Origin of the sequence: Streptomyces purpurascens (genome assembly GCF_045040895.1) — a bacterium.
Classification (GTDB): Bacteria; Actinomycetota; Actinomycetes; order Streptomycetales; family Streptomycetaceae; genus Streptomyces; species Streptomyces purpurascens.
The window spans coordinates 5,197,614-5,221,966 of record NZ_CP108341.1 but is presented as its reverse complement, the minus strand read 5'-3'; the positions used below and the strand labels follow the sequence as shown (position 1 = coordinate 5,221,966).

The window sequence follows — 24,353 nt, the reverse complement described above, 5'->3', positions numbered from 1 at the left end:
CGGTTTGTAGGGGGCCCGCCGGTTCGTCAGCCACCCACCAGGTGGTCGAACTCGCCGTCCTTCACACCCAGCAGCATCGCCTCGATCTCCGCGCGGGTGTAGACCAGCGCGGGTCCGTCGGGGAAGCGCGAGTTGCGTACGGCCACGTCCCCGCCCGGGAGCCGGGCGAACTCGACGCACGAGCCCTGCGAGTTGCTGTGCCGGCTCTTCTGCCAGGCCACACCGTTCAGCCCGGCGGCCGCCATCCCGTTGTACACGTCGTGGTCCACAGGTCGCTCCCCGGTGGTGCACTGGCTTATGTGGCCATTGATGCAGTGGTCAACTGACCCGGATCATAGCCCTGTTCATGTGCGGATGCATGAGCAGATGCACGTGCACGCGGGGTGGTCCCGCGGTTACAGCTCTGGCGACCGCTCTACCGAAGCCCTGCCTGTTTGACGGCCCTGCCCGGTCGCGCGTTCCCGGAGGCCGACGGGGAAGTCGGCGGGTTCGGCGGAGGTCCGGTGGAGGCGGAGCATCCGCTCGGCGGCGGGGGCGAGGGAACGGGCGGGGACCGTGACGGAGAAGAGGGAGCTGGCGGCGCACGGGCCGGGGGCCGCGGCAGGGCGGGCCGGGCTCGATGCGGAAGACGACCGTGACCTGCGGGGCCGGGGAAAAATGGGCCGCTCGCAGGACCGGGACGTCGTCCTGCGGGCCGATGTCCGGGTCGCACCATCGGCGGACACCCGGTGGGCCACGCGGCCCTGCCGGTCCGCCCGGCGTGCACCTGGTGAAGGCCCCGAACGCAGGCATGAGGTCCCCCACGCGTCAAGCGTGGGGAACCTCACCCGGGCCGGATCCTCTCAGCGGGAGGCGTACGGCAGCAGCGCCATCTCGCGCGCGTTCTTGATCGCCTTGGCCAGCTGCCGCTGCTGCTGCGCCGACACCCGGGTGACACGGCGGCTGCGGATCTTGCCGCGGTCGGAGACGAACTTCCGCAGCAGGTCGGTGTCCTTGTAGTCGATGTACGTGATCCCGGCCTGGTCCAGCGGATTGGGACGGTTCTTGGCCGGCGGCTTGCGGTCGAACGTGCGAGGCATGCGGGATCAGACCTCCAGGAGGGTGTCGAATGCGTGGGGCAGCCGCTGCCAGGCGTCGCGCCCGGCGGCGTACTCGGCGTCGGTCAGCAGGCAGGACTCCAGCAGCTCCTCCAGCCCGTCCCGGTCGAGGCCGGGCGAGGTGAAGACGAGGTGCTGGCCGCGGTCGCCGTGCTCGGGGTGCCAGTCCAGTGCGGCGGCGGCGCGGCGCACCGGCGGGACCATCTCCCAGGCCGCGTCCGGCAGGGATGCCAGCCAGGGCCCCGCGCTCTCCACGCAGAGGGCTCCGCCCGCCGCGTCCCAGTGGAACAGCGTGTCGGGCTTGTCGGCGAGCCAGAACCGGCCCCGGCTGCGGGCCGCCGCGCAGGTCAGGTCCTCCAGGGCGGCGTAGAGCCGCTCGGGGTGGAAGGGGCGGCTCCGGTGCCAGACCAGGGTGGAGACGCCGTGCGCGTCGGCCTCGGCGGGCAGCAGGGCGCAGGCCGGGTGCTGGGCGGCCGCCGCGGCCTCCACGTCGAAGCCGGCCAGGGCCGCCTCGGCCAGCGGCGACACCGGGCGCCGGCGCGGGGCCGGGACCGTCAGGCCGTCGTCGGCCGGCGGGCCCGCCGGGTCGCCGTGGCCGATCGGGACCTGGCGGGCCGTCGGGTGCAGCTGGGCGAGCAGCTCGCGGTCCTCGTCGTCGGCCTCCGGGGACGCGGCGACCGCGAGGACGGGGGCGTACTCCAGCTGGCGTGCGAAGGTGTCGGCGACCGTGCGCTGGTCGGTCGCGGCGGCGGCGAGACCGCCGTCGGCCAGGTCGTCGCCGTTGCCGAGGTACGGCAAAACCAGGGCTGGATCGACGGCGGTGAGCACGCCGGTGACGGTGAGCCCGCCGGCCGTGACCACCTCGGCCATCGCCTTGGGCTCGACGGAGTCCCACAGCTCGACGACGGCCAGCGGCGTCCGCCCGGCGTCGGCGAGCCGCTCCAGCTCCGGGACCAGGTCCTCGCGCAGGGCGCAGCAGGCGCAGTCGTTGACGAGCGGCGCCTCCCCCGCGTCGAGGACGCCGGTGGCGTCCCGGACGGTCCGTACGACCGTGCCGGCCGCGGCCGTGGCGAGGTCGTGGTGGAGGGCGACGCTGCCGGGCACGTCGGCGAGCAGCCGTGCCACGGCGGCCCTGCGGGCGTCGGCGTGCAGCCCGCCGACGATCACGACGGAGAGACCGGAGGGATCGGAAAGACCGAAAGGACCGGAAGGGTCAGTCACCGGTCAGCCCTTCTTTCCGTACCGGCGCTCGAAGCGCTCCACGCGCCCCGCCGTGTCCAGGACGCGGGCCGTGCCGGTGTAGAAGGGGTGGCTGGCGTCGGAGATCTCGACGTCGACGACCGGGTAGGTGTGGCCGTCCTCCCACTCGATCGTCTTCTCGCTCGTCGTGCCCGAGAGCGTCGAGCGGGTGAGGAAGGCGTAGTTCGCGGCACGGTCGCGGAAGACGACCGGGCCGTACTCCGGGTGGAGTCCCTCGCGCATGGGTCAGCGCTCCTCTCGGAAGTCGACGTGGCGGCCGGCGACCGGATCGAACTTGCGCAGGGTCATGCGGTCCGGGTCGTTGCGGCGGTTCTTGCGGGTCACGTAGGTGAAGCCGGTCCCGGCGGTGGACCGGAGTTTGATGACCGGCCGGAGTTCGTTGCGTGCCATGCCGCTACACTACTGAAAATGAATTCCATTTACATCTCCTGAGTCAGAGAGGTACGTCACCACCATGTCCGCGCACTGCATGCTGACCGGCACCCGGCCCGGCTTCGGCAACCGCATCTCGCACTCCCACCGGCGCACTTCACGCCGGTTCGACCCCAACATCCAGTCCAAGCGCTACTGGCTGCCGAGTGAGGGCCGGTACGTCCGCCTCCGGCTGAGCGCCAGGGCGATCAAGACCGTCGACACGATCGGAGTCGAGGCCGCCGTCGCCCGGATCCGCGCCCGGGGAGTGAAGGTCTGATGGCGAAGAAGAGCAAGATCGCGAAGAACGACCAGCGGCAGGAGACCGTCGCGCGGTACGCCGCCCGGCGCGCCGAGCTGAAGGAGATCGTCCGGCGCCCGTCGTCGACGGAGGCCGAACGGCTGGCGGCGCAGGCGGAACTGCGCAGGCAGCCCCGCGACGCGAGCGCCACGCGGGTACGCAACCGCGACCAGGTGGACGGGCGCCCGCGCGGCTACTTCCGGGCGTTCGGGCTGTCCCGGGTGAGTCTGCGAGGGCAGGCGCACGCGGGGTATCTGCCGGGGGTGAGGAAGTCGTCGTGGTGAGACGGAGTGAGGCGTAGCGAGGCGCGGGGGGCCCGCTCCGTGGCCCGGCCGTCCCGGTAAGAAGCCGAGCGGGGTCGTCCCCCGAGGCTCTTGACGGGCCCTGGTAGCTTGCTTCGGTCGTTCCGGCACAGGGTCGGCCGGTTCCGTCCGGGTCGGCCGGCAACAGCTTGGGGGCTTGCAGTGACTTCGGTGATCTTCTCGCGTCGCACGGGAGCGCGTCGACGGCTGCGGGTCGTGGCGGTGGCCGCGGGCCTGGCGGGCGCGCTCGCGCTGACCGCGTGCAGCAGTGACGGCGACTCCGGGGACGACTCCGCGTCCAGCCCGGCCCCGTCCGCCTCGGCGTCCGCCGGCACCGGCGGCGGTTCGGGCGACTCCGGTTCAGGCTCCGGCTCCGGCTCCGGCTCCGACACGCTGGCGGGCAGCTGGCTCGCGACGACCGGCGGCAAGGCCGTGGCCCTGGTGATCACCGGCAAGCAGGCCGCGCTCTTCGCCACCGGCGGGAGCGTGTGCAGCGGCACCGCCGGCGAGGAGTCCGGGATGCGGATGATCCGCCTGAAGTGCACGGACGGCAGCAAGGACCGGACGACCGGCATGGTCGACTCCCTGAAGAAGGGCAGCCTGAAGGTCACCTGGGAGGGCGGCCTCGGCACGGAGACCTACACCAAGACCGAGGGCGGCAAGCTGCCGACCGGGCTGCCCACGGCGGGCCTCGGGTAGGAGTGCGACTCCGTCGGGCGGCCTGCCCGGGTGCGTGATGGTCCGTCTGTCCGAGATGATCCCTCCATCGGAACCGCTCACCGCCATCACGCACCAGAGGTCCCCATGCGCACCCTTCCTCCCCTCGCCCTGGCCGCCGCCCTCGCCGGGACGCTCCTGCTGACCGCCTGCGACGACGACGGGGCCGGCGCCGACGACGTCAAGAACGCGGACCGGCCGACCGGTTCGGCCTGTGCGCTCGGCGACATGGGCGTGAAGGTCGGGGCCGGCGCCGCCCCGGCCGCCGGGGACACCGGCACCGTCACCGTGACGCTCACGAACAAGGGCGCGCAGTGCACGCTGAAGGGCTTCCCCGGCGTGGACCTGATGGCCGACGACAGCACGACGTCCGTCTCCCCGGACCAGGGCGTGAAGGCCCAGCCGCTCACGCTCGGCAAGGGCGGCACCACGTCCTTCACCCTCACCTACGTCCGGGGCGAGGCGGGATCGCCCAAGAGTCTCCCCGTGCGGAAGGCGTCCTTCACCCTGCCCGGCGCCACCGAGGACGCGCACACCCTGACGTGGTCGTACGGAGAAGTCGCCCGGAAGGACGGGGAAAGCGGCGCGGCCGAGGCCTCGGTGAGCGGCTTCGAGTCCTCGGGCGACTGACGGCGGGTCAGCGCAGCGGCGGCCGGTGCCCGACCTGGGCGCGGTCCGCCGCCTGCGCGCCCTCGGTCCAGCCCGCCGCGTCGCGCACCCCGCGCAGGCGGGTCGTGGTCGTCTCCGGGAACATGCGGTCCAGCCGTCCGGTGACCGCGACGTCGCGGGAGGCGAGGACCGGAAGCAGGTCGTCGGTCACCTGGGCCTGGGCCACGTCCGCCAGGCGGGTGCCGATGCGGTGGGCGTAGGCCGCGAGGAAGGACTGCCGGAACGTCTTGGTGCGCTTGCGGCCCCCGGCGCGCTGGGCCGCCTCCGCCTTCGTCATCGCGGTCGTGGCCTGCACGAGGAGCGAGGTGTAGAGGAGTTCGACCGCCTCCAGGTCCGTTTCGAATCCGACGACGGTGGAGAAGCCGAAGGGTTCGTTCCACACCGCCCGGCAGTGGTTGGCGGAGGCGACGGCGTCCAGCAGCACCGCCTTGGCCTGCTCGTACGGCGGTTCCACACCGATCCGGCAGGCGCCGGGGGTGTCGGGCGAGGGCGCCCGCGCCGCGAGCAGCGCCTCGTCGACGCTGTGCCGGGCCATCAGCTCCTGCGCCTTGGCGCTGAGCGCCTCCGCCTCCTCCGGGAACCCGGTGGCCTCCGCCTTGGCGAGCAGGGCACGGATGCGGGTGAGCATGCGGGACTCGGCCCTGGCCCCACCGGTCGCCTCCCCGGGCGCCTCGTCGAGGGCCTCGAGTGCGGGCAGCCGCAGCAGCAGGCGGTACAGCTCCAGCACGGCGGTGGCGTGCGAGAAGCGGTCGGTGCGGGGCGGGGCGTCGGCGGGGAGTTCCGCGAGCTGCGCGCTCCAGCGGCGGCCGCGGGGACGGTCGCCGGGTGCCTGCGCGCGGATCAGCGCGGCCACCAGGAGCAGGTGCACGTCCTCCAGCTCGCTCCGGACGATCCGTACGACGTCGGCCGGCTGCCAGCCGCGCCGCCAGGACGCCGCCACGAACTCCTCCCCGCGCCGGGCGAGTTCGGTATCCGCCGCCGGGTCGGAGGCGAGCAGGGACGCGCCGGTGTCGAGGGCCGTCTCGCCGGTCGCGTACAGGGCCGCTTCGAACGCGCGGTCGACGATGGGGGACGTACTCACGGGCCGATGGTGCCACGCCGTCCCGGACCGCCCGGCACCGCACCCACGGCCTCGTACGTCTCACTCCCCGGAATTCGGTCGCCCTCGCCCGGCGGGGATTCGAGCATGGCCCGCATGGTGGACATGTCTCTGTACGCGGCGTTCCTCGTCGCCGCCTTCGCGCTCTGCATCACTCCCGGTCCCGACCTGATGTTCATCGTGGCGATGGGCGGACGGGGCGGGCCCGCCGCCGGGGTGATGGCCGCGTTCGGGGTGGCATGCGCGATGCTCGTGCACGCGGTCGCGGCGGCTCTCGGACTGTCGGCCCTGTTCACGGCGCTGCCGACGCTGTACCACGTGCTGCGCTGGGCGGGCGCGGCCTATCTGCTCTATCTGGCGGTGAAGGCGTTCCGCGACCGGTCGGTGCCGGGCGAGGAGGGAACCGGCACCGTGGGGCCCGGGATGCGGCGGGCGTTCTGGCAGGGCGCGATCACCAACCTGCTCAACCCGAAGGTGATCCTCTTCAACGTGGCGTTCCTGCCGCAGTTCGTGGACCCGTCGCTCGGCCATGTCCGGGGCCAGTTGCTGCTGCTCGGCGTCACGCTCGTCGTGATGGGCTTCCTGTGGGACGGCAGCGTCGGCCTGGTCTCCGGGCGGCTGGCGTCCTTCCTCAGGCGCAGCGCCCGGGTGAACCGCTGGCTGAACATCGTCTCCGGGACGGTGTTCACGGGGCTGGCGGTGCGGTTGGTGGCGACCTCGCCGAAGTAGCCGACGCAAGCGCGGCGAGTGTCAACTTTCGGTTGACACCCCTGGGGGCGCAACCTACGGTTGACACCATGACGACGAACCCCAACATCACGTCATCCGTGCGCCTCGACGACCTGATCGCGGCGATCAAGAAGGTTCACCAGGAACCCCTCGAACAGCTCCAGGACGCGGTGATCGCAGCCGATCACCTCGGCGAAGTGGCCGACCATCTGATCGGCCACTTCGTGGACCAGGCCCGGCGTTCGGGCGCCTCCTGGACGGACATCGGCAAGAGCATGGGGGTCACCCGGCAGGCCGCGCAGAAGCGCTTCGTGCCGAAGGAGTCGGCCGACCTCGACCCGAGCCAGGGCTTCAACCGCTACACGCCCCGCGCGCGCAACACGGTGATGGCCTCGCACAACGCGGCCAAGGCCGCGCACAACGCCGAGGGCCTGCCCGAGCACCTCGTCCTCGGTCTGCTGGCCGAGCCCGACGGTCTCGCCGCGAAGGCGATGGTCGTCCAGGGCGTCTCCCTCGACGCGGTGCGCCAGGCGGCGACGGCGGCGCTCCCGCCCGCCGTCGAGGAGGCCCCGGAGCTCGTGCCGTACGGCCAGGCCGCCAAGAAGGTCCTGGAGCTCACCTTCCGCGAGGCCCTGCGCCTCGGCCACAACTACATCGGCACCGAGCACATCCTGCTGGCCCTGCTGGAGCACGAGAACGGCGAGGGCGTCCTCAGCGGCCTCGGCATCGGCAAGGAGCGGACCGAGCAGTACGTCGTGAAGGTGCTGGAGAAGATCGTGCAGGCGCAGAAGGAGACGTTCGACGAGGCGTGACACCGCCCTGGCGGCGACCGGGGGCGACCGGGGGCGACCGGCGGCGATCGGCGGCGTTGGGGGGGCGCTGTCAGACCCCCCTGTCAGACTCGCGGCATGACCGACCGGTGGGCGCTCGCTCCGGCCGAGGACGGTGGCGTGGACGTCGCCCCCCTCGGTCCGGACGGGCTGCCCGCCGGGCCGGTGCGGCGGGAGACGGATCCCGCCGAGGCCGTGCGGAGCCGTCCCGGCGTCACACGGTGGGTCTGGCGGTCCACCGCCGAGGTCTACCCGCGCCTGCTCGCCACGGGGGTGCGAGTCGAGCGGTGCTACGACATCGAGGCCGCCGAGACACTCCTCCTCGGCCGCGAGGGGCGGTACGGGGAACCCCGCTCGGCCGCGGCCGCCCTGGCCCGGCTGCGCGGCGGCCCCGTACCGCCCGATCCGCCCCAGCGGTCCGCCGAACCGGGCTCGCAGTCCTCCCTGTTCGAGCCGCAGGGCGTCCCGCTGCCCCTGCCGGACCTCCTCGCGGTCTACGCCGAGCAGCAGCGGCGGCACGCGGGCGCCGAGCACCCCGACCGCATGCGGCTGCTCACCGCCGCCGAGTCGGCGGGCATGCTGGTGGCCGCCGAGATGAACCGCGCCGGGCTGCCCTGGAGCGCCGAGGTGCACCGGGCCGTCCTGCACGACCTGCTGGGCGACCGGTACGCGGGCGGCGGCGAGCCCCGCCGTCTGGCCGAACTGGCCGACGAGGTGTCCACGGCCTTTGGCCGCCGGGTGCGGCCCGACCTGCCGGCCGACGTGGTCAAGGCCTTCGCCCAGGCCGGGATCAAGGTCTCCTCGACCCGCCGCTGGGAGATCGAGACGGTCGACCACCCGGCTGTGAAACCCCTGATCGAGTACAAGAAGCTGTACCGCATCTGGGTCGCCCACGGCTGGTCCTGGCTCCAGGACTGGGTGCGCGACGGGCGGTTCAGACCCGAGTTCCTCGCGGGCGGGACGGTGACCGGGCGCTGGGTGACCAACGGCGGGGGCGGGCTCCAGATCCCCAAGGTGATCCGACGGGCCGTGGTCGCCGACCCCGGCTGGCGGCTGGTCGTCGCCGACGCCGACCAGATGGAGCCGCGCGTCCTCGCCGCGATCTCCCGCGACCCCGGGCTGATGGAGGTGGCGGGCCGGGAGACCGACCTGTACCAGTCCGTCTCCGACCGCGCCTTCTCCGGCGACCGCTCCCAGGCCAAGCTCGCCGTGCTCGGCGCGGTCTACGGCCAGACCTCCGGCGACGGCCTGAAGAACCTCGCCGCGCTCAGACGCCGCTTCCCCAGGGCGGTGGCGTACGTCGACGACGCCGCCCGCGCCGGCGAGGAGGGCCGGCTCGTACGGACCTGGCTCGGCCGGACCTGCCCGCCCGCGGCCCGGGCGACGGACGACGCGGCGGAGGAGGCGGGCATCCCCGTCGCCGACGAGGACCACCCCGACGCCGCCGCCCCCTGGGTGCCGGGCTACGCCTCCACCAACGCCCGCGCCCGCGGCCGCTTCGCCCGGAACTTCGTCGTCCAGGGCAGCGCCGCCGACTGGGCCCTGCTCCTGCTCGCCGCACTGCGCCGGACCTGCGCGGACCTCGCGGCCGAGCTGGTCTTCTTCCAGCACGACGAGGTCATCGTGCACTGCCCCGAGGAGGAGACGGCGACGGTCGTCGCGGCGATCCAGGAGGCAGCGGCCCTGGCCGGCCGGCTGACCTTCGGCGAGACCCCGGTGCGGTTTCCGTTCACGACGGCGGTGGTGGAGTGCTACGCGGATGCCAAGTGAGGGGCGGGGACAGGCCGGTTGATCAGTCGGCCGGGGCCAGCAGTTCGCGGAGTTCCGTGACCACCGTCCGCTCGTCCGTCCCGTCCAGCGCAGCGAGCGCCGAGCGCCACTCCTCGTGCGCCGCCTCGGGCCGTCCCCGCTCCCGCAGCAGCAGCCCGCGCTGGTGGCGGGCGAGACCGCCGGTGTAGCGGTCGGCGCGGGCATCGGCCCGGTCCAGCAGCTCGGCGCACTCGCGGGCGGCCCGCCCGGTGCGGCCCAGCAGCCGCAGGGCACGGACCAGCCCGAGCCGGGTCTGGGACTCACCGTGCCAGTCTCCCTGGCTGCCGAGGATGCGCAGGCTCTCCTCGAAGTGCGGGAGGGCCGCGGCCGGTTCGCCGAGCCGCAGATGGGCGTAGCCGATGTTGCAGTGCGCGGAGTGCCGCACGATGACGGCACCGATGGCGTCCCCGATGGCGAGCGAACGCCGGTGCTGCTCGATGGCGGCCCGCGGGTCGGTGTGCTCGTAGAGGTTGCCGAGGTGGCTGTGGGTGACGGCCTCGCCGTACGGGTCGTCCAGCTGCCGTGCGTACTCCAGGCTCAGCAGCAGCGTCTCGCCCGCCTCGGTGTGCCGGCCGAGCCCGTCGAGCAGCAGGCCGCGGTTGTTGAGGCAGCGGCGGATCCAGGAGAGGTGGTCCAGCCGCCGCCAGATGACCAGCGCACGGTCGTTGAGGTCGAGGGCCTCGTTCTGCCGGCCGGTCAGGAAGTGCAGTCCGGCGAGGTCGACCAGCGCGCACGCCTCCGCCGCCCGGTCACCGAGCCGCCGCGCCACACCGAGGCCGGCCCGTCCGAGCACCTCCATCTCGGCGACGCGCCCCCTGCGGTGCGCGTAGGGGAAGATCAGCCGGACGACAGCGGAGACCAGGCCCGCCCGCCGCCGGATCGGGTCGTCGGCGTGCCGCCCGACCAGGGTGACGAGGTTCGCCAACTCCCTGTCTCCCCAGGCGAAGGCCTCCTCGGGGCCGGCGAAAGGGGCGACGGCGTCGGCAGGCGCGGAGCCGTTCGGCTGACCCGCGGTGGGCCGGCGACGGTCGTCCTGATCGAGCCCGGGCTCGACGATCGCGGTGAGAACGCGCTCGGCGACGGCGGCGTACCACCGCAGGGCCGTCTCGACGGCGTCCCTGCCGACCTCCTCACCAGCCGTCTCACCGGCCCGTTCACGCGCGAAGTCGCGCACCAGGTCGTGCGGCTCGTACCGGCCGTACGCCGTCTCCTCCAGCAGGGCGACGTCCACGAGCCGGTCGAGGGCGGCCTCGGCACGCCGCTCGCCCGTGCCGGTGAGACGGGCGAGCAGCGGGACGCCGTACGTGGGCAGGTCGAGCGCGCCGATACGGCGCAGGGCGAGGGCCGCGTCCCGGTCGGCCTCGCGCTCGGAGGCGGCGAGCGCGTCGTGCGCGACGGCCAGGGACCGGCGGACACTCAGGTCGTCGTACTCCAGATGGTGCAACCGCTCATCCGCGGCGGCCAGTTGACCTGCGAGGACGTCCGGGGTGAGGGCCTGCCGGGCGGCGAGCCGAGCGGCGACGACACGCAGGGCCAGCGGGAGCCGGCCGGTGAGGGCGACGAGGGGGTGGCGGGCATCGAGAGCGCCCGGGTCAGAGCCGTGCGGACCGTGCCGGTCGGCCCGGCCCGAGGCCCTGCGCAGGAGTTCGGCGCTCTCCTCGTCCGTCAGCGGCGCGAGCGGGAAGCGGGTCACGCCGTCGAGGGCGGTCAGTGGCGAACGGCTGGTCACGATCACCGCGCACCGGGCACCGCCCGGCAGCAGCGGCCGTACCTGCGCGGCGCTCGCGGCATCGTCGAGCACCAGGAGCGTGCGGGTCGGCGCGAGCAGGGACCGCAGCAGAGCCGCTGCCGCGTCCGGGAGTTCGGGGATACGGCAGGGCTCGACGCCCAGGTCACGCAGCAGGGCGGCGAGCGCCTGACCGGGGGTGAGGGGGGTCATGCCCGGGGTGGCACCGTGCAGGTTGAGGTAGAGCTGCCCATCGGGGAAACGCTCCGTCAGCTCGTGCGAGACACGCAGCGCGAGCGCGCTCTTGCCGACACCGGCCATGCCGCTGAGGACGGCGGTGGGGTGGGGCCCTGGTGCCGTGAGGGTACGGCGCAACGCGTCACATACGCCGGTACGCCCCGTGAAATGCGCTGGTGGTGGAGGTAGTTGAGCAGGTGAGGGCGCCTCCGGAGCACCGCTCCCCGCGGCCCCCCGCAACACCTCCACATGCGCCTCGCGCACCCCCGGCCCCGGCTCGATGCCGAGCCGGTCGACGAGGCGGGTACGCAGCTCGTGATGGACGGCCAGGGCCTCGGCTTGGCGGCCGGCGCGGTGCAGGGCGAGCATGAGCTGCCGGTGGTACGCCTCCCGCAGCGGATACTCGGAGGTCAACGCCGCCAGCTCCGCCACCAGCCCGTCGAGCCGCGGGCCGCCCAGGGCCAACTCGGCGTCGTAGCGCCACTCCAGGAGCAGCAGCCGTGCCTCGCCCAGCCGCTGCGCGAAGGCGTACCCGCCCACCTCGGACGGCAGCCCGGCGAGCGGTGCGCCCCGCCACAGCGCGAGCGCGGCGGCACACTCGCGGACGACCCGCTCCCAGTCCCGGCCGGCGTGCGCGGCACGCGCCGCGGCGACCCGGGCGTCGAACAGATGGACGTCCAACTCGCCCTCGTCGACACGCAGCACATACCCGGACGGCACGGTCCGCAGCCGCTCGGGATCGTCGAGCAACCGCCGCAACCGGGCCACGTGATTGTGCAGCGAGGCCTGGGCGGAAGCGGGCGGAGCCCCGCCCCACAGCGCGTCCTTGAGCGACTCGGCGGAGACGACCCGCCCGGCGTCGAGCAGCAACGCGGCGAGCAGCACCCGGACCTTGGGGCTCGCGATGCCCCGCACCTCGCTCCGGCCGCCTCCGCCGCCGTCGTCGTAGAGCCCCGGCGGCCCCAGCAACCCGAACCGCAGCTCGCACCGCTCCCTTGAACCCTCGTCACTGCCCGAGCAGGAAGACGCCCCCATCGCTCCCCCGCCTTCCCATGTCACCGCCCTTGGTTCGGTGACTGCACGCCGATCGACAGACGACGCAACGGGCAACCGTTGGCCATATGTTAGCGATCCGTTGGCGCGATCTGATGTGATCACTACGTCGGACCTGGCCCGGCGACGTGCGCGTCTCGACGCGCCACTCGGGGGAGTGTCGCCGCCGCGGCCGGTTCCGGGTCCCGGTCGGCGGAGGTGAACGGCCGGGACCCACTCACCTCCCTCACGCCACTCCGGCATCAGAGGTCAGATGACGGGCGGCCTCCCCAGCCGCGTGAGCCGCCAGACCGTACGCCAGCGCATGGGCCGCCGCTCCCCCGCCGGCTCCCGTACGCCTTCCAGGAATCCGCCGAACCACGCACGCAACCCGGCGGCGGAACGGTTCCGGGCGAGGGTGAGCAGCACCCACACACCCAGATGGACGGGGACGAGCGCGACCGGCAGCCGGCGGCGGGCCAGCCAGACCCGGTTGCGGGCGTTCACGCGGTAGTAGATGGCGTGCCGGGCGGGCGAGGTCTTGGGGTGCTGGAGCAGCAGTTCGGGCGCGTAGAGGATGTGCCAGCCCGCGTCGGCAGCGCGCCAGGCCAGGTCGGTCTCCTCATGGGCGAAGAAGAACTCGGCGGGCCAGTCGCCGACCTCGTCGAGCATCACCATCCGCAGCGCGTGCCCGCCACCGAGGAAACCGGTGACGTATCCGCCCCGCATGGGGTCCGAGCCGCCGATCCGGGGCACGTGCCGCTGCTGCGTCTCGCCGAGTTCGTCGGCGATGCGGAAGCCGACGATGCCGAGCCGTCCGTCGGCGGCGTACAGGTCTCGCACGCGGCGCAGCACATCGGCGTCCACGAGCAGCCCGTCGTCGTCGAGATCGATGACGACGTCGACATCACCGAACTCCCGCAGCCGGGCCAGGGCCGCGTTCCGCCCACCGGGGCACCCCAGGTTCTCGTCGAGTTCGATCGGGGTGACCTCACCGGGCAGCGACAGCCGCCGGGCGAACTCGGGCAGCGGGCAGCCGTTGCCGACGATCACGATCCGCTCGGGCGGCACGTCCTGCTTGGCCACGGAACGGAGCAGCGCGTCGACCTCCTCGGGCCGATTGCCCATCGTCACCACGGCGACGGCGATCCTGGGCGCCCCCATGTCCTCACCTCATCACGGTCGGCAACTGACGGGTCGACGGGCGATGCTAGCCGTTCACGATAAGGCCCCCTTAAGTACGCCTGCCGTACCGCGGTTCTCCTACGCCGTTCAGCCGAACCGGCGCCCGACCCGATCGGGCACAGGATGTCGGGTCCGGCAGGGCGCGCCCTGCCTAGCGTGGTGCACACCAAAGGGGCATGAAAGGGAAGGAACAGGCGTGCTGGAGCGGCTCAACCAGGCCATGGAACACATCGAGCGCCACCTCGACGACTCGGTGGACGCCGTGGAACTGGCGCGGATCGCGGCCACCTCGGAGTACCACCTGCGCCGTATGTTCTCCGCACTGGCAGGCATGCCCCTGTCCGAGTACGTCCGGCGCCGTCGGCTCACCGTCGCGGGCGCGGAGGTCCTCGCGGGCGGCGAGACGCTGCTGGAGATCGCGGTGCGCTACGGCTACGGCTCCGGCGAGGCGTTCGCCCGGGCGTTCCGCACGATGCACGGCGTGGGCCCTGGCGAGGCCCGGCGCACCGGCGCCGCGCTCGTCTCCCAGCCCCGGCTGACCTTCCGCCTCACCGTCGAAGGGAGCAGCAGCATGCACTACCGAGTGGTGGACCGTCCGGCCTTCACCGTCACCGGCTTCAAGGCCCGGATCCCCCTGGTCCACTCAGGCCCCAACCAGGCGATCATCGACTTCGTCCGTGGCCTCGACAAGCAAGCCCTTGAGCACCTGAAGAAACGGTCCGACCAGGAGCCGCGCGGCCTCGTCGCGGTCTGCGACGACCTGGACCCGAGCCGCGCCGAGGGCACGGAACTCGACTACTACCACGGCGTGATCACCTCGTCCCCGGCCCCGGCCCCGGCCCCGGCCCCGGAGGGCACCGCACCCCTCCCCGTCCCACCCGGCACCTGGGCGGTCTTCACCACCTCCGGCCCGGCCCCCCAGGCCATCCAGGAGCTCTGGCGAGACGTCTTCACCGAGTGGTTCCCGTCCAACCCGTACCGCAGCCGCCCCGGCCCGGAGATCCTCCGCACCGAACTGTCCACGGACGGCACCCGGGCGGACGCCGAGCTGTGGCTGCCGGTGGAACGCGAAGCCTCCCACTGACGCAAAGAACCCCAGGCCGGATTCCATCCGACCTGGGGTTCCAGTGGAGCCGCCTTCGGGATTCGAACCCGAGACCTACGCATTACGAGTGCGTTGCTCTGGCCATCTGAGCTAAGGCGGCGCGCTGTCCGCACTATGGTGCGATCAGCAACGACGGTAAGTCTACACAGTTTCGAAGGGTGCTCCGTACCGGCCCCGGAGGCGGGCCCTCCGGGGCCGGGGCCGCGGTTATGAGCAGCGCTTTCCGTCCTCGGGCGGGGTGCCGCGGAGGAGGTAGGCGTTGATCGTGCGGTCGATGCAGGCGCTGCCGCGGCCGTAGGCCGTGTGGCCGTCGCCCTCGTAGGTGAGGAGGCGGGCCGAGGAGAGCTGGCCGGCCAGGGCCTGCGCCCAGCGGTACGGGGTCGCCGGGTCGCGGGTGGTGCCGACCACCACGATGGGGGCCGCGCCCTTCGCCTCGATGCGGCGCGGCACGCCCGTGGCGTGCACCGGCCAGTACGCGCAGTTCAGCGAGGCCCAGGCGAGGCCCTCGCCGAAGACGGGGGACGCCTTCTCGAAGTCCGGCAGTGCCCTGCGCACCTGGTCGGGGGTGTCGAAGGCGGGCGGCAGGTCCAGGCAGTTCACCGCCGCGTTGGCGAACATCAGGTTGCTGTAGGCGCCGTCGGCGTCACGCTCGTAGTAGCCGTCGGACAGGACGAGGAGTCCGGCGCCGTCGTCCTCCTTCATCGCGGACGTCAGTGCCTCGCGCAGCTGCGGCCAGGCGCCCTCGTCGTACATGGCCGCGATGACACCGGTCGTGCCGAGCGACTCGGTGAGGCGGCGGCCGTCGGGGTCGCCGGTGGGGACGGGCTGGTCGTCCAGCTCCTCGAAGAACGCCTTCAGGTTCTTGCCCACCCGCTCGGGCGAGGTGCCCGCGCCGCCCAGCGGGCAGTCGGGCTGCCGTACGCAGTCCCGCGCGAACGACCGGAACGCCGTGTCGAAGCCCGCCGTCTGCTCCAGGTTCAGCCGCCGCGCGGGCAGGGAGGGGTCCATCGCGCCGTCCAGCACCAGCCGGCCCGCCCGGTCCGGGAAGAGCCCGGCGTACGTCGCCCCGAGGAACGTCCCGTAGGAGGCGCCGACGTAGTTCAGCTTCTTGTCGCCGAGCGCCGCCCGCACGATGTCCATGTCCCGGGCCGCCTCCACGGTGGACACGTGGCGCAGCAGCCTGGGCGCGTCCGCGCCACAGCCCTCGGCGAACGTGCGGTACGCCGCGACCAGCCCGTCCCCCTCCTTCCCGTCGTCCGGCGTGATGTCCGTCTGGGTGTACGTGTCCATGTCCGGCCCGTCCAGACACTCGACGGGCTCGCTGCGGGCCACGCCGCGCGGGTCGACCGCGACCATGTCGTAGCGGGCACGGACCTCGGCCGGATAGCCGATGCCTGCGTACGACTCCATGTAGCCGATCGCCGAACCGCCCGGCCCGCCCGGGTTCACGAGCAGCGAGCCCAGCCGCTCGCCCGTGGCCTTCTTGCGGGCGACGGCGAGCCGGACGTCACCGGCGGACGGCTGGGCGTAGTCCAGCGGCGCCTTGATGGTGGCGCACTCGAAGCCGGGGACGCCGCAGCCGCGCCAGGCCGGCTTCTGCGCGTAGTACGACGTGAGCGCCGCGGGGACGGACTTCGGCAGCGCGGCCAGCGCGGCCGGCTCCGCCGCCGCCGAGGCCGCGGACGTCGTCGGGCTCCCCGAGGAGCAGGCGGAGACGAGCAGCGCGGCCGTGGCGAGGAGGCCGACAGCGGTCCTGGCTCCGCCACGGGCCTTGCGGTGGGCGCCGCCGGAGCCCGCGCGGCGGGGAGCGGGGGTGGAGGCGGAGCGGGGGGTACGCCTTGTGTACATCCAGCGAGCGTAACTCTGCGCGATGGAATGAGTGCCGTGCGTGCGTGTCGTGCCTCGTACGAGTTACAACGTCAATCCCAGGTCCGGCCCCTCGCGTCCCCCGGCCGCACCGGGTGTCAGCCCGCTCTGAGGGCCATCGTCATCGCCTCGACCGCCAGCAACGGCGCCACGTTGCGGTCGAGCGCGTCACGGCAGCCGGCGATCGCCTCGATGCGGCGGAGCGTGGACTCCGGGGAACTGCCGCGGGCCAGACGCTCCAGGGCGTCCTCGGCGTCCGCGTTGGCGATGGCCACACGGGAGCCGAGCTGGAGGGCGAGGACATCGCGGTAGAAGGCCGTGAGGTCGGTCAGGGCGAGGTCGAGGCTGTCGCGCTGCGTGCGCGTTCTGCGGCGCTTCTGCTTGTCCTCCAGGTCCTTCATCACGCCGGCCGTGCCACGCGGCATCCGGCCGCCCTGGGCCGCGCCGAGAGCGGCCTTCAGCTCCTCGGTCTCCTTGGTGTCCATCTCCTCGGCGAGCTGCTTGGCGTCCTCGGCGGCCGCGTCGACCAGTTCCTGGGCGGCCTTGAGCGCGCCGCCGACCTCTTCCACGCGCAGCGGCATCCTCAGCACGGCGGCACGGCGTTCGCGCGCGGCCGGGTCGGTGGCCAGGCGGCGGGCCCGGTCGACGTGCCCCTGGGTCGCGCGGGCCGCAGCGGCGGCGGCGTTCGGCTCGATGCCCTCGCGTCGTACGAGCATGTCGGCGACGGCGTCGACCGACGGCGTGCTCAGGTTCAGGTGGCGGCAGCGGGAGCGGATGGTCGGCAGGACGTCCTCGATGGAGGGGGCGCACAGCAGCCAGACCGTGCGGGGCGCGGGCTCCTCCACGGCCTTGAGGACGGCGTTGGCCGACTTCTCGTTCAGCCGCTCGGCGTCCTCGACGAGGATGATCTGCCAGCGGCCGGTCGCCGGCGAGGTGAACGACTTGCGGACGGTGTCGCGCATGTCGTCGGCGAGGATCTGCGAGCCGACCGCGGCGACGGTGGTGACGTCGGCGTGCGTGCCCACCAGTGCCGTGTGACAGCCGTCGCAGAAGCCGCAGCCCGGGGAGCCGCCGAGGGCCCGGTCGGGGCTGACGCACTGCAGCGCCGCCGCGAAGGCCCGCGCCGCCTGGTTCCGCCCGGCTCCGGGCGGGCCCGTGAACAGCCACGCGTGGGTCATCTTCGACGCCTCGGGCGGAGGGGTGTCGGCCGCGGCCGCGGTGACCAGGGCGTCGGCGTCCCTGGCGGCAGCGTCCAGCTGCGCGCTCACCCTCTCCTGCCCGACGAGGTCGTCCCACACGGTCATGGGTCACGCCGCCCTTCCGTCACGTCCGCGTGTGCGGACCGTACTGCCGCTGCGAGATCCATTGTGGGGGCGGCCACTGACAATCCGGCCCCGGCCCTCAGAGGGCCGGGGCCGGGTGATCTTCCGGAACTGCCTGCCGGGCAGGGCCTCAGCGGCCGCGGCCCCTTCCCCGGCGCCCACGGCCCTCGTCCTGCTCGTCCTCGTGCGGTCCGAGCAGCTCGTCCGCCAGTGAGGGCAGGTCGTCCAGCGGCGTCTCCTCGGCCCAGTCGGACCGGCGGCGGCGCGGCTCGCCCTCGGCATCGACCTGGGGCATCTCACGCGTCCGGTCCTCGGCCCCGTCGGGGCGGGCGGCCGGGGAGTCGTCGCGGAAGTACCCGGGCGGCAACCGGTCCGCCGGTTCGTCGCCGCGTACGGGCGGCAGCACGGCCGTCTCCTCGGCGTCCCCCGGCCGGACCGGAGGCAGCACGGCCGTCTCGTCCCCTGCCCAGGAAGGCGTGTTCTCGGCCCCGGGGCGAACCGGAGGCAGCACCTCGGTCTCCTCGCCCGCCCCCGGCGGCACCGGCGGCTTCGGCAGCTCGGCCGTCACCTCGGCGTCCGTTCCCCCGGAGGTCCGGCCCCGGCCGGAGGCCTTGCCGTCGCTCTTGCGGCCGGCCTTGTCGTCCCGCACCCGGCGCAGCACGGTCGTCTCGTCCACGGAGCCGGAGCCGGAGCCCGAGCCGCCCGGGGCGTTCTCCGGTGTCACCACGGGCGTCGGCACGGTCGGCGCGTCCTGAGCGCCCGGCGCCCGCGACGCACCCTGCGGAGCGGCACCCTGGCCAGAACCCTGGGCAGAACTCTTCGGCCCCGCCTCCGCGGCCGCTGCCGCCGCCTCCGCCAGGCGGCGCGCCTCCTCGGCCCGCAGCAGCGCGTCCTCGGCCTTGCGCTGCTTCTCCAGACGGAGCGCCTCGGCCTCGGCGCGCAGCCGGGCCTCTTCCTCGGCCTGCTTGCGGCGCCGGTCCTCCTCGGCCTTGCGGCGGGCCTCTTCCTCGGCCCGGGCCTTCTCCTCCGCGAGGAGCCGCGCCCGCTCCTCCTCGGCCTTCTTCTGCGCTTCCTCGGCCCGTCGCCGGGCCTCCTCCGCCTGCCGTTCGGCCTCGCGCCGCTGCGCCTCCTCCAGCTCGCGCCGCTTGCGCTCCTCCTCCTCGGCGCGCAGCCGGGCCAGCTGCTCCTGGCGCTCGCGCTCCAGGCGCTCCTCCTCGGCCTTGCGGGCGGCCTCCTCCTCGGCCTTGCGGCGGGCCTCCTCCTCGGCCTTCTTCCGCGCCTCCTCCTGGGCCTTGATCTCGGCCTCGGACAGCGGCAGCACCTGGTCGAGCCGGTGCCGGATGACGGTCGTGACGGCCTCGGGCTCCTGGCCCGCGTCCACCACCAGGTACCGCCCGGCGTCGGCCGCGGCCAGGGTCAGGAAACCGGACCGCACGCGCGCGTGGAACTCGGCGGGCTCCGACTCCAGCCGGTCGGGCGCCTCGGTGAACCGCTCGCGCGCGGTCTCCGGCGCGACGTCCAGCAGGACGGTCAGATGCGGCACGAGCCCGTTCGTGGCCCAGCGGTTGATCCGGGCGATCTCGGTCGGGGACAGGTCGCGGCCCGCTCCCTGGTAGGCCACGGACGAGTCGATGTACCGGTCGGAGATGACGACCGCGCCCCGCTCCAGGGCGGGCCGTACGACGGTGTCGATGTGCTCGGCCCGGTCGGCCGCGTACAGCAGCGCCTCCGCGCGGTGCGACAGACCCTCGCTCGACACGTCCAGCAGGATCGACCGCAGCCGCTTGCCCACCGGCGTCGCCCCCGGCTCGCGCGTCAGCACGACCTCGTGGCCCTTGCCGCGGATCCACTCGGCGAGCGCCTCGGCCTGCGTGGACTTGCCGGCTCCGTCGCCGCCCTCCAGGGCGATGAAGAAACCGGAGGACGCGGACGCCTGCTCCGGGTCGTCGCCGCCGAGCAGCGCGTCCCGCAGGTCCTGCCGCAGCGGCACGCCGGAACGGTCGTCGACCTTGGCCAGCACCAGCGCGGCGACCGGCAGCAGCAGCGCGCCGGCGAGCATCAGCGTGAAGGCCGCGCCGCCGTGCGCGAAGACGAACTTGCCGCTCTCCAGCCGGTGCGGCCCGATCCCCGCCGCCACCAGCGGGGCGATCACCGCGCCGAGCGCCACGCAGACCCGGACGACCGCGTGCAGGTGCTCGGTCGTACGGGACCGCCGGTACTCCTCGCTCTCCTGGTCGAGCAGCGTGTGCCCGATGTTGGCGGCGATGCCCGCGCCGACACCGGCCAGGGCGAGGATCAGCAGCACGGTGGTGACGTCCGGGACCAGCCCGGCGGCCAGCAGCGCGACACCGGTGAAGGCGATCACCAGCGCGAGCAGCCGGCGGCGCGACAGGGCGGGCAGCAGGGCGGGCGCCGTACGGATACCGACGACGACACCGCCGGTCAGCGCACCCACGAACAGGCCGTACAGCACCGGGCCGCCGCCCAGGTCCTTGGCGTGCAGCACGGATACGGCGACGGAGGCGGACACCGCGGCGGCGACGGCCGCGCAGGCCAGCACCAGCAGCGGCATCGCGCCGGTGCGGCCCTTGTCGGCGCCGGCTGTGGTCTTCGGACGGCGCAGCCCCTCGAGCGGCGACCGCGCGCGCGGGGTGCGCGTCGCGGGCAGCTCGAGGAAGGTCAGCACGGAGAGGGACGCGGCGAACAGTCCGGCCGCCACGTACGAGGCGAGGGCCGCCTGGTGCTGGCCGAACCAGTCGATGCCGACGCCCAGCAGGTTGTTGAACAGGGCCGCGACGACGAGCACGACGGCCGCGAGCGGGATCGCGACGAAACCGGTGCGCAGCGAGAGCCGGCGCAGGGCATCCAGGTGGTCGGGCAGCGGCCGGACCGTCGCGCCTTCCGGGGGCGGTGCGGGCAGCAGCGCGGGCGCCGCGCTCTCGCGGCACACCGTCCAGAAGCGCTCGGCGACTCCGGTCACGAAGGCCGTGACGAGGAGCATGGCCAGCGCGTCCTCGGGCATCCAGTCGATCCACAGCGGCGCGACGATGAGGAGCGCGGCACGCAGCCCGTCCGCGCCGACCATGGTCCAGCGGCGGTCGAGCGGGCCGTCCTGGGAGGTGAGCGCCGTGAGCGGACCGAGGAGCACGGCGCCGAAGAGGAGCGTCGCGAGGATGCGCACCCCGAAAACGGTCGCCACTGCGAACGCCACGCCTCGGTAGCCGCCCCCGAACGCACCCTCGGCGACAGCCGCCTGGAGGGTGAGCAGGACCAGCACGAGAAGGGCCAGGGTGTCGCCCACGCCGCCCACGAGCTGTGCGCTCCAGAGCCGCTTCAACTGCGGACGGCGCAGCAGGGCGCGGACGGCGCGCTCGCGGGAGTCCGCGACCAGGGCATCGTCGGGGGCCGGCGGAGAGGCCGTGGGGTGCTCGGCTCGCGTCATGCATTCAGCCTATCGGCAGCCGCCGACACCCTGGAGGGCCCGGTCTGGCATGCGCACGCCCCGACACCGAAGTGTTGCCGGGGCGTTCGCTTTTCGAACCCTGGGCGAAGACCCAGGCCTTGGCGGCCCGGGTCCCGAACAGGTCCTGAACGGGCCTCAGTCCTCCGCCGGCTTCGAGGCGGTGGCCGTCTTGGCCGCCGTCTTCTTCGCCGTGGTGGTCTTCTTCGCCGTCGTCTTCTTCGCGGTCGTCGTCTTCTTCGCCGCGGTCTTCTTGGCCGTCGTCTTCTTCGCCGGGGCCTTCTTGGCCGCCTTCTTGGCGGTCTTCTTCGCCGGCCCCTTCGCACGCTTCTCGGCGAGCAGCTCGAAGCCGCGCTCCTGGGTGATCGTCTCGACGCTGTCGCCGGAGCGCAGGGTCGCGTTGGTCTCGCCGTCGGTGACGTACGGCCCGAAGCGGCCGTCCTTCACGACGACCGGCTTGCCGCTGACCGGGTCCTCGCCCAGTTCCTTCAGCGGCGGCTTGGCGGCCGCCCGGCCCCGCTGCTTCGGCTGGGCGTAGATCGCCAGCGCCTCTTCCAGCGTGATCGTGAAGAGCTGCTCCTCGGCCTGGAGCGAGCGCGAGTCCGTGCCCTTCTTCAGATACGGGCCGTAGCGGCCGTTCTGCGCGGTGATCTCCTGGCCCTCGGCGTCGGCGCCGACGACACGCGGCAGCGACATCAGCTTCAGGGCGTCGTCGAGCGTCACCGTGTCCAGGGACATCGTCTTGAAGAGGGAGGCCGTACGCGGCTTGACCGCGTTCTTGCCCGTCTTCGGGGTGCCCTCGGGGAGGATCTCCGTCACATACGGGCCGTAGCGGCCGTCCTTGGCGACGATCGTGTGGCCGGTGGCCGGGTCGGGGCCCAGTTCGTAGTCGCCGCTCGGCTTGGCGAGCAGTTCCTCCGCGAGGTCGACGGAGAGCTCGTCCGGCGCCATGTCGTCCGGGATGTCGGCGCGCTGGTGCTGCTCGGAGTCCTTCTCGCCGCGCTCGATGTACGGCCCGTAGCGGCCGACCCGCAGCACGATGTCGTTGCCCACGGGGAACGACGACACCTCGCGCGCGTCGATCGCGCCCAGGTCGGTCACCAGTTCCTTGAGGCCGCCGAGGTGGTCCCCGTCGCCGTTGCCGGCGTCGGCGGCACCGCCTTCGCCCGTGCCCTCGCCGAAGTAGAACCGCTTCAGCCACGGCACGGCCCGCGCCTCGCCGCGGGCGATGCGGTCGAGGTCGTCCTCCATCTTGGCGGTGAAGCCGTAGTCGACGAGGCGCCCGAAGTGCTTCTCCAGGAGGTTGACCACGGCGAAGGACAGGAAGGACGGGACGAGTGCCGTGCCCTTCTTGAACACGTACCCGCGGTCGAGGATCGTGCCGATGATCGACGCGTACGTCGACGGGCGGCCGATCTCGCGCTCTTCCAGCTCCTTGACCAGGGAGGCCTCGGTGTAGCGGGCCGGGGGCTTGGTGGCGTGCCCGTCGACCGTGATCTCCTCGGCGCTCAGGGCGTCGCCCTCGGAGACCTGCGGCAGCCGGCGCTCGCGGTCGTCGAGCTCGGCGTTCGGGTCGTCGGCGCCTTCGACGTAGGCCTTCAGGAAGCCGTGGAAGGTGATCGTCTTGCCGGACGCGCTGAACTCGACGTCCCGGCCGTCGGCCGCCGCGCCGCCGATCTTCACCGTGACGCTGTTGCCGGTCGCGTCCTTCATCTGGGAGGCGACGGTCCGCTTCCAGATCAGCTCGTAGAGCTTGAACTGGTCGCCGGTCAGTCCGGTCTCGGCGGGAGTGCGGAAACGATCACCCGAGGGGCGGATCGCCTCGTGGGCCTCCTGCGCGTTCTTGACCTTCCCGGCGTACGTCCTCGGCTGCGGCGGCAGGTAGTCGCCGCCGTACAGCTGCGTGACCTGGGCACGGGCGGCGGCGACCGCCGTGTCGCTCAGGGTCGTGGAGTCCGTACGCATGTACGTGATGTAGCCGTTCTCGTACAGCTTCTGCGCGACCTGCATGGTCGCCTTCGCGCCGAAGCCGAGCTTGCGGCTGGCCTCCTGCTGCAGCGTCGTCGTACGGAACGGGGCGTACGGCGAGCGGCGGTAGGGCTTGGACTCGACGGACCGCACCGAGAACTGCGTGTTCTCCAGGGCGGCGGCCAGGGCGCGGGCGTTCGCCTCGTCGAGGTGGAGGGTGTTCGCGCTCTTCAGCTGTCCCAGGGAGTCGAAGTCGCGGCCCTGCGCGACCCGCCTGCCGTCGACGGACTGCAGGCGCGCGACCAGCGACGACGGGTCCGACGAGTCACCGGCGCGGCCGGTCGCGAAGGTGCCCGTCAGGTCCCAGTACTCAGCCGAACGGAAGGCGATGCGCTCGCGTTCCCGCTCCACCACGAGCCGGGTGGCGACCGACTGGACACGGCCCGCGGACAGCCGCGGCATGACCTTCTTCCACAGGACCGGCGAGACCTCGTAGCCGTAGAGGCGGTCGAGGATGCGGCGGGTCTCCTGGGCGTCGACGAGCTTCTGGTTGAGCTGGCGCGGGTTGGCCACGGCGGCCTGGATCGCGGCCTTGGTGATCTCGTGGAAGACCATCCGCTTGACCGGGACCTTGGGCTTCAGCACTTCCTGGAGGTGCCAGGCGATGGCCTCGCCCTCGCGGTCCTCATCGGTGGCGAGGAAGAGTTCGTCGGACTCCTTCAGCAGGTCCTTGAGCTTCTTGACCTGTGCCTTCTTGTCGGCGTTGACCACATAGATCGGCTGGAAGTCGTGTTCGACGTCCACACCGAGGCGGCGGACCTCGCCCGTGTACTTCTCGGGCACCTCGGCGGCGCCGTTGGGAAGGTCGCGGATGTGCCCGACGCTCGCCTCGACGATGTAACCGGGCCCGAGATAGCCCTTGATCGTCTTCGCCTTGGCAGGCGACTCGACGATGACGAGTCGGCGGCCGCCCTCTGCGGTCTCGCTGGTCGGGGACAACTTCGCTCTTCTCTCCGGTCGACGCTGGGGCCTCCCCGGAGTCGCTTGCCCGGGGCTGGGTCGTGGTGACGCTGCGGAGTGTGACGGTACAGCCCGCCCCCGTGTCAAACGGGAAAAGCCCGCAACGGCCACTCGAACGGTAACCCGACTACCACCATTCCTGCCGCCCGGAGTGCCCGGCCCAGGCCCGGCCCTATGCGGAGCGCAACCTCTCGATTACCGGCGGGCG

At 73.1% G+C, this 24,353-nt stretch carries 20 protein-coding genes and 1 tRNA gene; 8 read left to right on the top strand and 13 right to left on the bottom strand.

Annotated elements, in window-relative coordinates; all coding sequences use genetic code 11:
* Nucleotides 1-26: 26 nt before the first annotated feature.
* The 5 genes from OHU35_RS23805 to rpmG form a co-directional block, all read right to left on the bottom strand.
* Nucleotides 27-245 (bottom strand): DUF397 domain-containing protein, encoded by a 219-nt coding sequence (locus OHU35_RS23805; protein WP_229873094.1) that lies wholly within the window; start codon nucleotides 243-245, stop codon nucleotides 27-29.
* A gap of 597 nt (nucleotides 246-842) precedes the next feature.
* Nucleotides 843-1,079, bottom strand: a complete 237-nt coding sequence (gene rpsR, locus OHU35_RS23800) for a 30S ribosomal protein S18 (RefSeq protein ID WP_189725806.1) — start codon at nucleotides 1,077-1,079, stop codon at nucleotides 843-845.
* Between the two features lie 6 nt (nucleotides 1,080-1,085).
* The gene (locus tag OHU35_RS23795) at nucleotides 1,086-2,318 is read right to left on the bottom strand and encodes a GTP-binding protein (protein WP_229873084.1); all 1,233 of its coding nucleotides are present in this window, start codon (nucleotides 2,316-2,318) and stop codon (nucleotides 1,086-1,088) included.
* Between the two features lie 3 nt (nucleotides 2,319-2,321).
* Complete coding sequence (locus tag OHU35_RS23790) at nucleotides 2,322-2,579, bottom strand: type B 50S ribosomal protein L31 (protein ID WP_189725805.1); 258 nt, start codon at nucleotides 2,577-2,579, stop codon at nucleotides 2,322-2,324.
* A gap of 3 nt (nucleotides 2,580-2,582) precedes the next feature.
* Entirely contained in the window at nucleotides 2,583-2,747 is a 165-nt protein-coding gene (rpmG, locus tag OHU35_RS23785; protein ID WP_030846000.1) for a 50S ribosomal protein L33, read from the bottom strand.
* Between the two features lie 64 nt (nucleotides 2,748-2,811).
* Between rpmG and rpmB the strand changes: the two genes are divergently transcribed.
* The 4 genes from rpmB to OHU35_RS23765 all read left to right on the top strand — a co-directional run bounded on the left by rpmB (nucleotide 2,812) and on the right by OHU35_RS23765 (nucleotide 4,718).
* Complete coding sequence (gene rpmB, locus OHU35_RS23780) at nucleotides 2,812-3,048, top strand: 50S ribosomal protein L28 (RefSeq protein ID WP_184594657.1); 237 nt, start codon at nucleotides 2,812-2,814, stop codon at nucleotides 3,046-3,048.
* Nucleotides 3,048-3,353: a 30S ribosomal protein S14 gene (gene rpsN, locus OHU35_RS23775; RefSeq protein WP_189725804.1), complete on the top strand. Its 306-nt coding sequence runs from the start codon at nucleotides 3,048-3,050 to the stop codon at nucleotides 3,351-3,353. Before rpmB ends, rpsN begins: the two co-directional genes overlap by 1 nt.
* A gap of 180 nt (nucleotides 3,354-3,533) precedes the next feature.
* A complete protein-coding gene (locus OHU35_RS23770; protein ID WP_405506780.1) occupies nucleotides 3,534-4,070 on the top strand; it encodes a hypothetical protein in 537 nt (178 codons plus the stop codon).
* Between the two features lie 105 nt (nucleotides 4,071-4,175).
* Entirely contained in the window at nucleotides 4,176-4,718 is a 543-nt protein-coding gene (locus OHU35_RS23765) for a DUF4232 domain-containing protein (RefSeq protein WP_189725802.1), read from the top strand.
* A 7-nt stretch (nucleotides 4,719-4,725) separates the two neighbouring features.
* Here OHU35_RS23765 and OHU35_RS23760 read toward each other — a convergent pair whose 3' ends face one another.
* Complete coding sequence (locus OHU35_RS23760) at nucleotides 4,726-5,838, bottom strand: DUF2786 domain-containing protein (RefSeq protein ID WP_405506778.1); 1,113 nt, start codon at nucleotides 5,836-5,838, stop codon at nucleotides 4,726-4,728.
* 114 nt (nucleotides 5,839-5,952) lie between these two features.
* Between OHU35_RS23760 and OHU35_RS23755 the strand changes: the two genes are divergently transcribed.
* From OHU35_RS23755 to OHU35_RS23745, 3 genes are all read left to right on the top strand, one after another.
* Nucleotides 5,953-6,585 carry a LysE family translocator gene (locus OHU35_RS23755; protein WP_189725800.1) on the top strand — a complete coding sequence of 211 codons (633 nt, stop codon included), beginning with the start codon at nucleotides 5,953-5,955 and terminating at the stop codon, nucleotides 6,583-6,585.
* Between the two features lie 68 nt (nucleotides 6,586-6,653).
* Entirely contained in the window at nucleotides 6,654-7,397 is a 744-nt protein-coding gene (locus tag OHU35_RS23750) for a Clp protease N-terminal domain-containing protein (protein ID WP_189725799.1), read from the top strand.
* 96 nt (nucleotides 7,398-7,493) lie between these two features.
* Nucleotides 7,494-9,185, top strand: coding sequence for a bifunctional 3'-5' exonuclease/DNA polymerase (locus OHU35_RS23745; protein WP_189725798.1), 1,692 nt, complete (start codon nucleotides 7,494-7,496; stop codon nucleotides 9,183-9,185).
* A 22-nt stretch (nucleotides 9,186-9,207) separates the two neighbouring features.
* Here the strand turns inward: OHU35_RS23745 and OHU35_RS23740 are convergent, their stop codons facing one another.
* Both OHU35_RS23740 and OHU35_RS23735 read right to left on the bottom strand, forming a co-directional pair.
* The gene (locus OHU35_RS23740) at nucleotides 9,208-12,222 is read right to left on the bottom strand and encodes a BTAD domain-containing putative transcriptional regulator (RefSeq protein ID WP_405506775.1); all 3,015 of its coding nucleotides are present in this window, start codon (nucleotides 12,220-12,222) and stop codon (nucleotides 9,208-9,210) included.
* A 267-nt stretch (nucleotides 12,223-12,489) separates the two neighbouring features.
* On the bottom strand, nucleotides 12,490-13,383 hold the full coding sequence (locus OHU35_RS23735) for a glycosyltransferase family 2 protein (protein ID WP_189725796.1): 894 nt from the start codon (nucleotides 13,381-13,383) through the stop codon (nucleotides 12,490-12,492).
* A 217-nt stretch (nucleotides 13,384-13,600) separates the two neighbouring features.
* On the opposite strand from OHU35_RS23735, the gene OHU35_RS23730 reads away from it, so the two are divergent.
* A complete protein-coding gene (locus OHU35_RS23730) occupies nucleotides 13,601-14,488 on the top strand; it encodes a helix-turn-helix domain-containing protein (RefSeq protein WP_405506773.1) in 888 nt (295 codons plus the stop codon).
* A 44-nt stretch (nucleotides 14,489-14,532) separates the two neighbouring features.
* On the opposite strand, the gene OHU35_RS23725 is transcribed toward OHU35_RS23730, so the two are convergent.
* The 5 genes from OHU35_RS23725 to topA all read right to left on the bottom strand — a co-directional run bounded on the left by OHU35_RS23725 (nucleotide 14,533) and on the right by topA (nucleotide 24,124).
* Nucleotides 14,533-14,609: transfer RNA gene (locus OHU35_RS23725), tRNA-Thr, on the bottom strand.
* 107 nt (nucleotides 14,610-14,716) lie between these two features.
* Nucleotides 14,717-16,357: an alpha/beta hydrolase gene (locus tag OHU35_RS23720; protein WP_405506771.1), complete on the bottom strand. Its 1,641-nt coding sequence runs from the start codon at nucleotides 16,355-16,357 to the stop codon at nucleotides 14,717-14,719.
* Between the two features lie 116 nt (nucleotides 16,358-16,473).
* Entirely contained in the window at nucleotides 16,474-17,679 is a 1,206-nt protein-coding gene (locus OHU35_RS23715) for a DNA polymerase III subunit delta' (RefSeq protein WP_189725793.1), read from the bottom strand.
* Between the two features lie 148 nt (nucleotides 17,680-17,827).
* On the bottom strand, nucleotides 17,828-21,139 hold the full coding sequence (gene tmk, locus OHU35_RS23710; RefSeq protein WP_405506769.1) for a dTMP kinase: 3,312 nt from the start codon (nucleotides 21,137-21,139) through the stop codon (nucleotides 17,828-17,830).
* Between the two features lie 156 nt (nucleotides 21,140-21,295).
* Nucleotides 21,296-24,124 (bottom strand): type I DNA topoisomerase, encoded by a 2,829-nt coding sequence (gene topA, locus OHU35_RS23705; protein ID WP_189725791.1) that lies wholly within the window; start codon nucleotides 24,122-24,124, stop codon nucleotides 21,296-21,298.
* Nucleotides 24,125-24,353: the final 229 nt, after the last annotated feature.

Bases quoted from the DNA above. Each gene is read 5' to 3' on its own strand.
- OHU35_RS23805 (WP_229873094.1), bottom strand. From the start codon at position 245: ATGGCGGCCGCCGGGCTGAACGGTGTGGCCTGGCAGAAGAGCCGGCAC.
- rpsR (WP_189725806.1), bottom strand. From the start codon at position 1,079: ATGCCTCGCACGTTCGACCGCAAGCCGCCGGCCAAGAACCGTCCCAAT.
- OHU35_RS23790 (WP_189725805.1), bottom strand. From the start codon at position 2,579: ATGCGCGAGGGACTCCACCCGGAGTACGGCCCGGTCGTCTTCCGCGAC.
- rpmG (WP_030846000.1), bottom strand. From the start codon at position 2,747: ATGGCACGCAACGAACTCCGGCCGGTCATCAAACTCCGGTCCACCGCC.
- rpmB (WP_184594657.1), top strand. From the start codon at position 2,812: ATGTCCGCGCACTGCATGCTGACCGGCACCCGGCCCGGCTTCGGCAAC.
- rpsN (WP_189725804.1), top strand. From the start codon at position 3,048: ATGGCGAAGAAGAGCAAGATCGCGAAGAACGACCAGCGGCAGGAGACC.
- OHU35_RS23765 (WP_189725802.1), top strand. From the start codon at position 4,176: ATGCGCACCCTTCCTCCCCTCGCCCTGGCCGCCGCCCTCGCCGGGACG.
- OHU35_RS23755 (WP_189725800.1), top strand. From the start codon at position 5,953: ATGGTGGACATGTCTCTGTACGCGGCGTTCCTCGTCGCCGCCTTCGCG.
- OHU35_RS23750 (WP_189725799.1), top strand. From the start codon at position 6,654: ATGACGACGAACCCCAACATCACGTCATCCGTGCGCCTCGACGACCTG.
- OHU35_RS23745 (WP_189725798.1), top strand. From the start codon at position 7,494: ATGACCGACCGGTGGGCGCTCGCTCCGGCCGAGGACGGTGGCGTGGAC.
- OHU35_RS23740 (WP_405506775.1), bottom strand. From the start codon at position 12,222: ATGGGGGCGTCTTCCTGCTCGGGCAGTGACGAGGGTTCAAGGGAGCGG.
- OHU35_RS23735 (WP_189725796.1), bottom strand. From the start codon at position 13,383: ATGGGGGCGCCCAGGATCGCCGTCGCCGTGGTGACGATGGGCAATCGG.
- OHU35_RS23720 (WP_405506771.1), bottom strand. From the start codon at position 16,357: ATGTACACAAGGCGTACCCCCCGCTCCGCCTCCACCCCCGCTCCCCGC.
- OHU35_RS23715 (WP_189725793.1), bottom strand. From the start codon at position 17,679: ATGACCGTGTGGGACGACCTCGTCGGGCAGGAGAGGGTGAGCGCGCAG.
- tmk (WP_405506769.1), bottom strand. From the start codon at position 21,139: ATGACGCGAGCCGAGCACCCCACGGCCTCTCCGCCGGCCCCCGACGAT.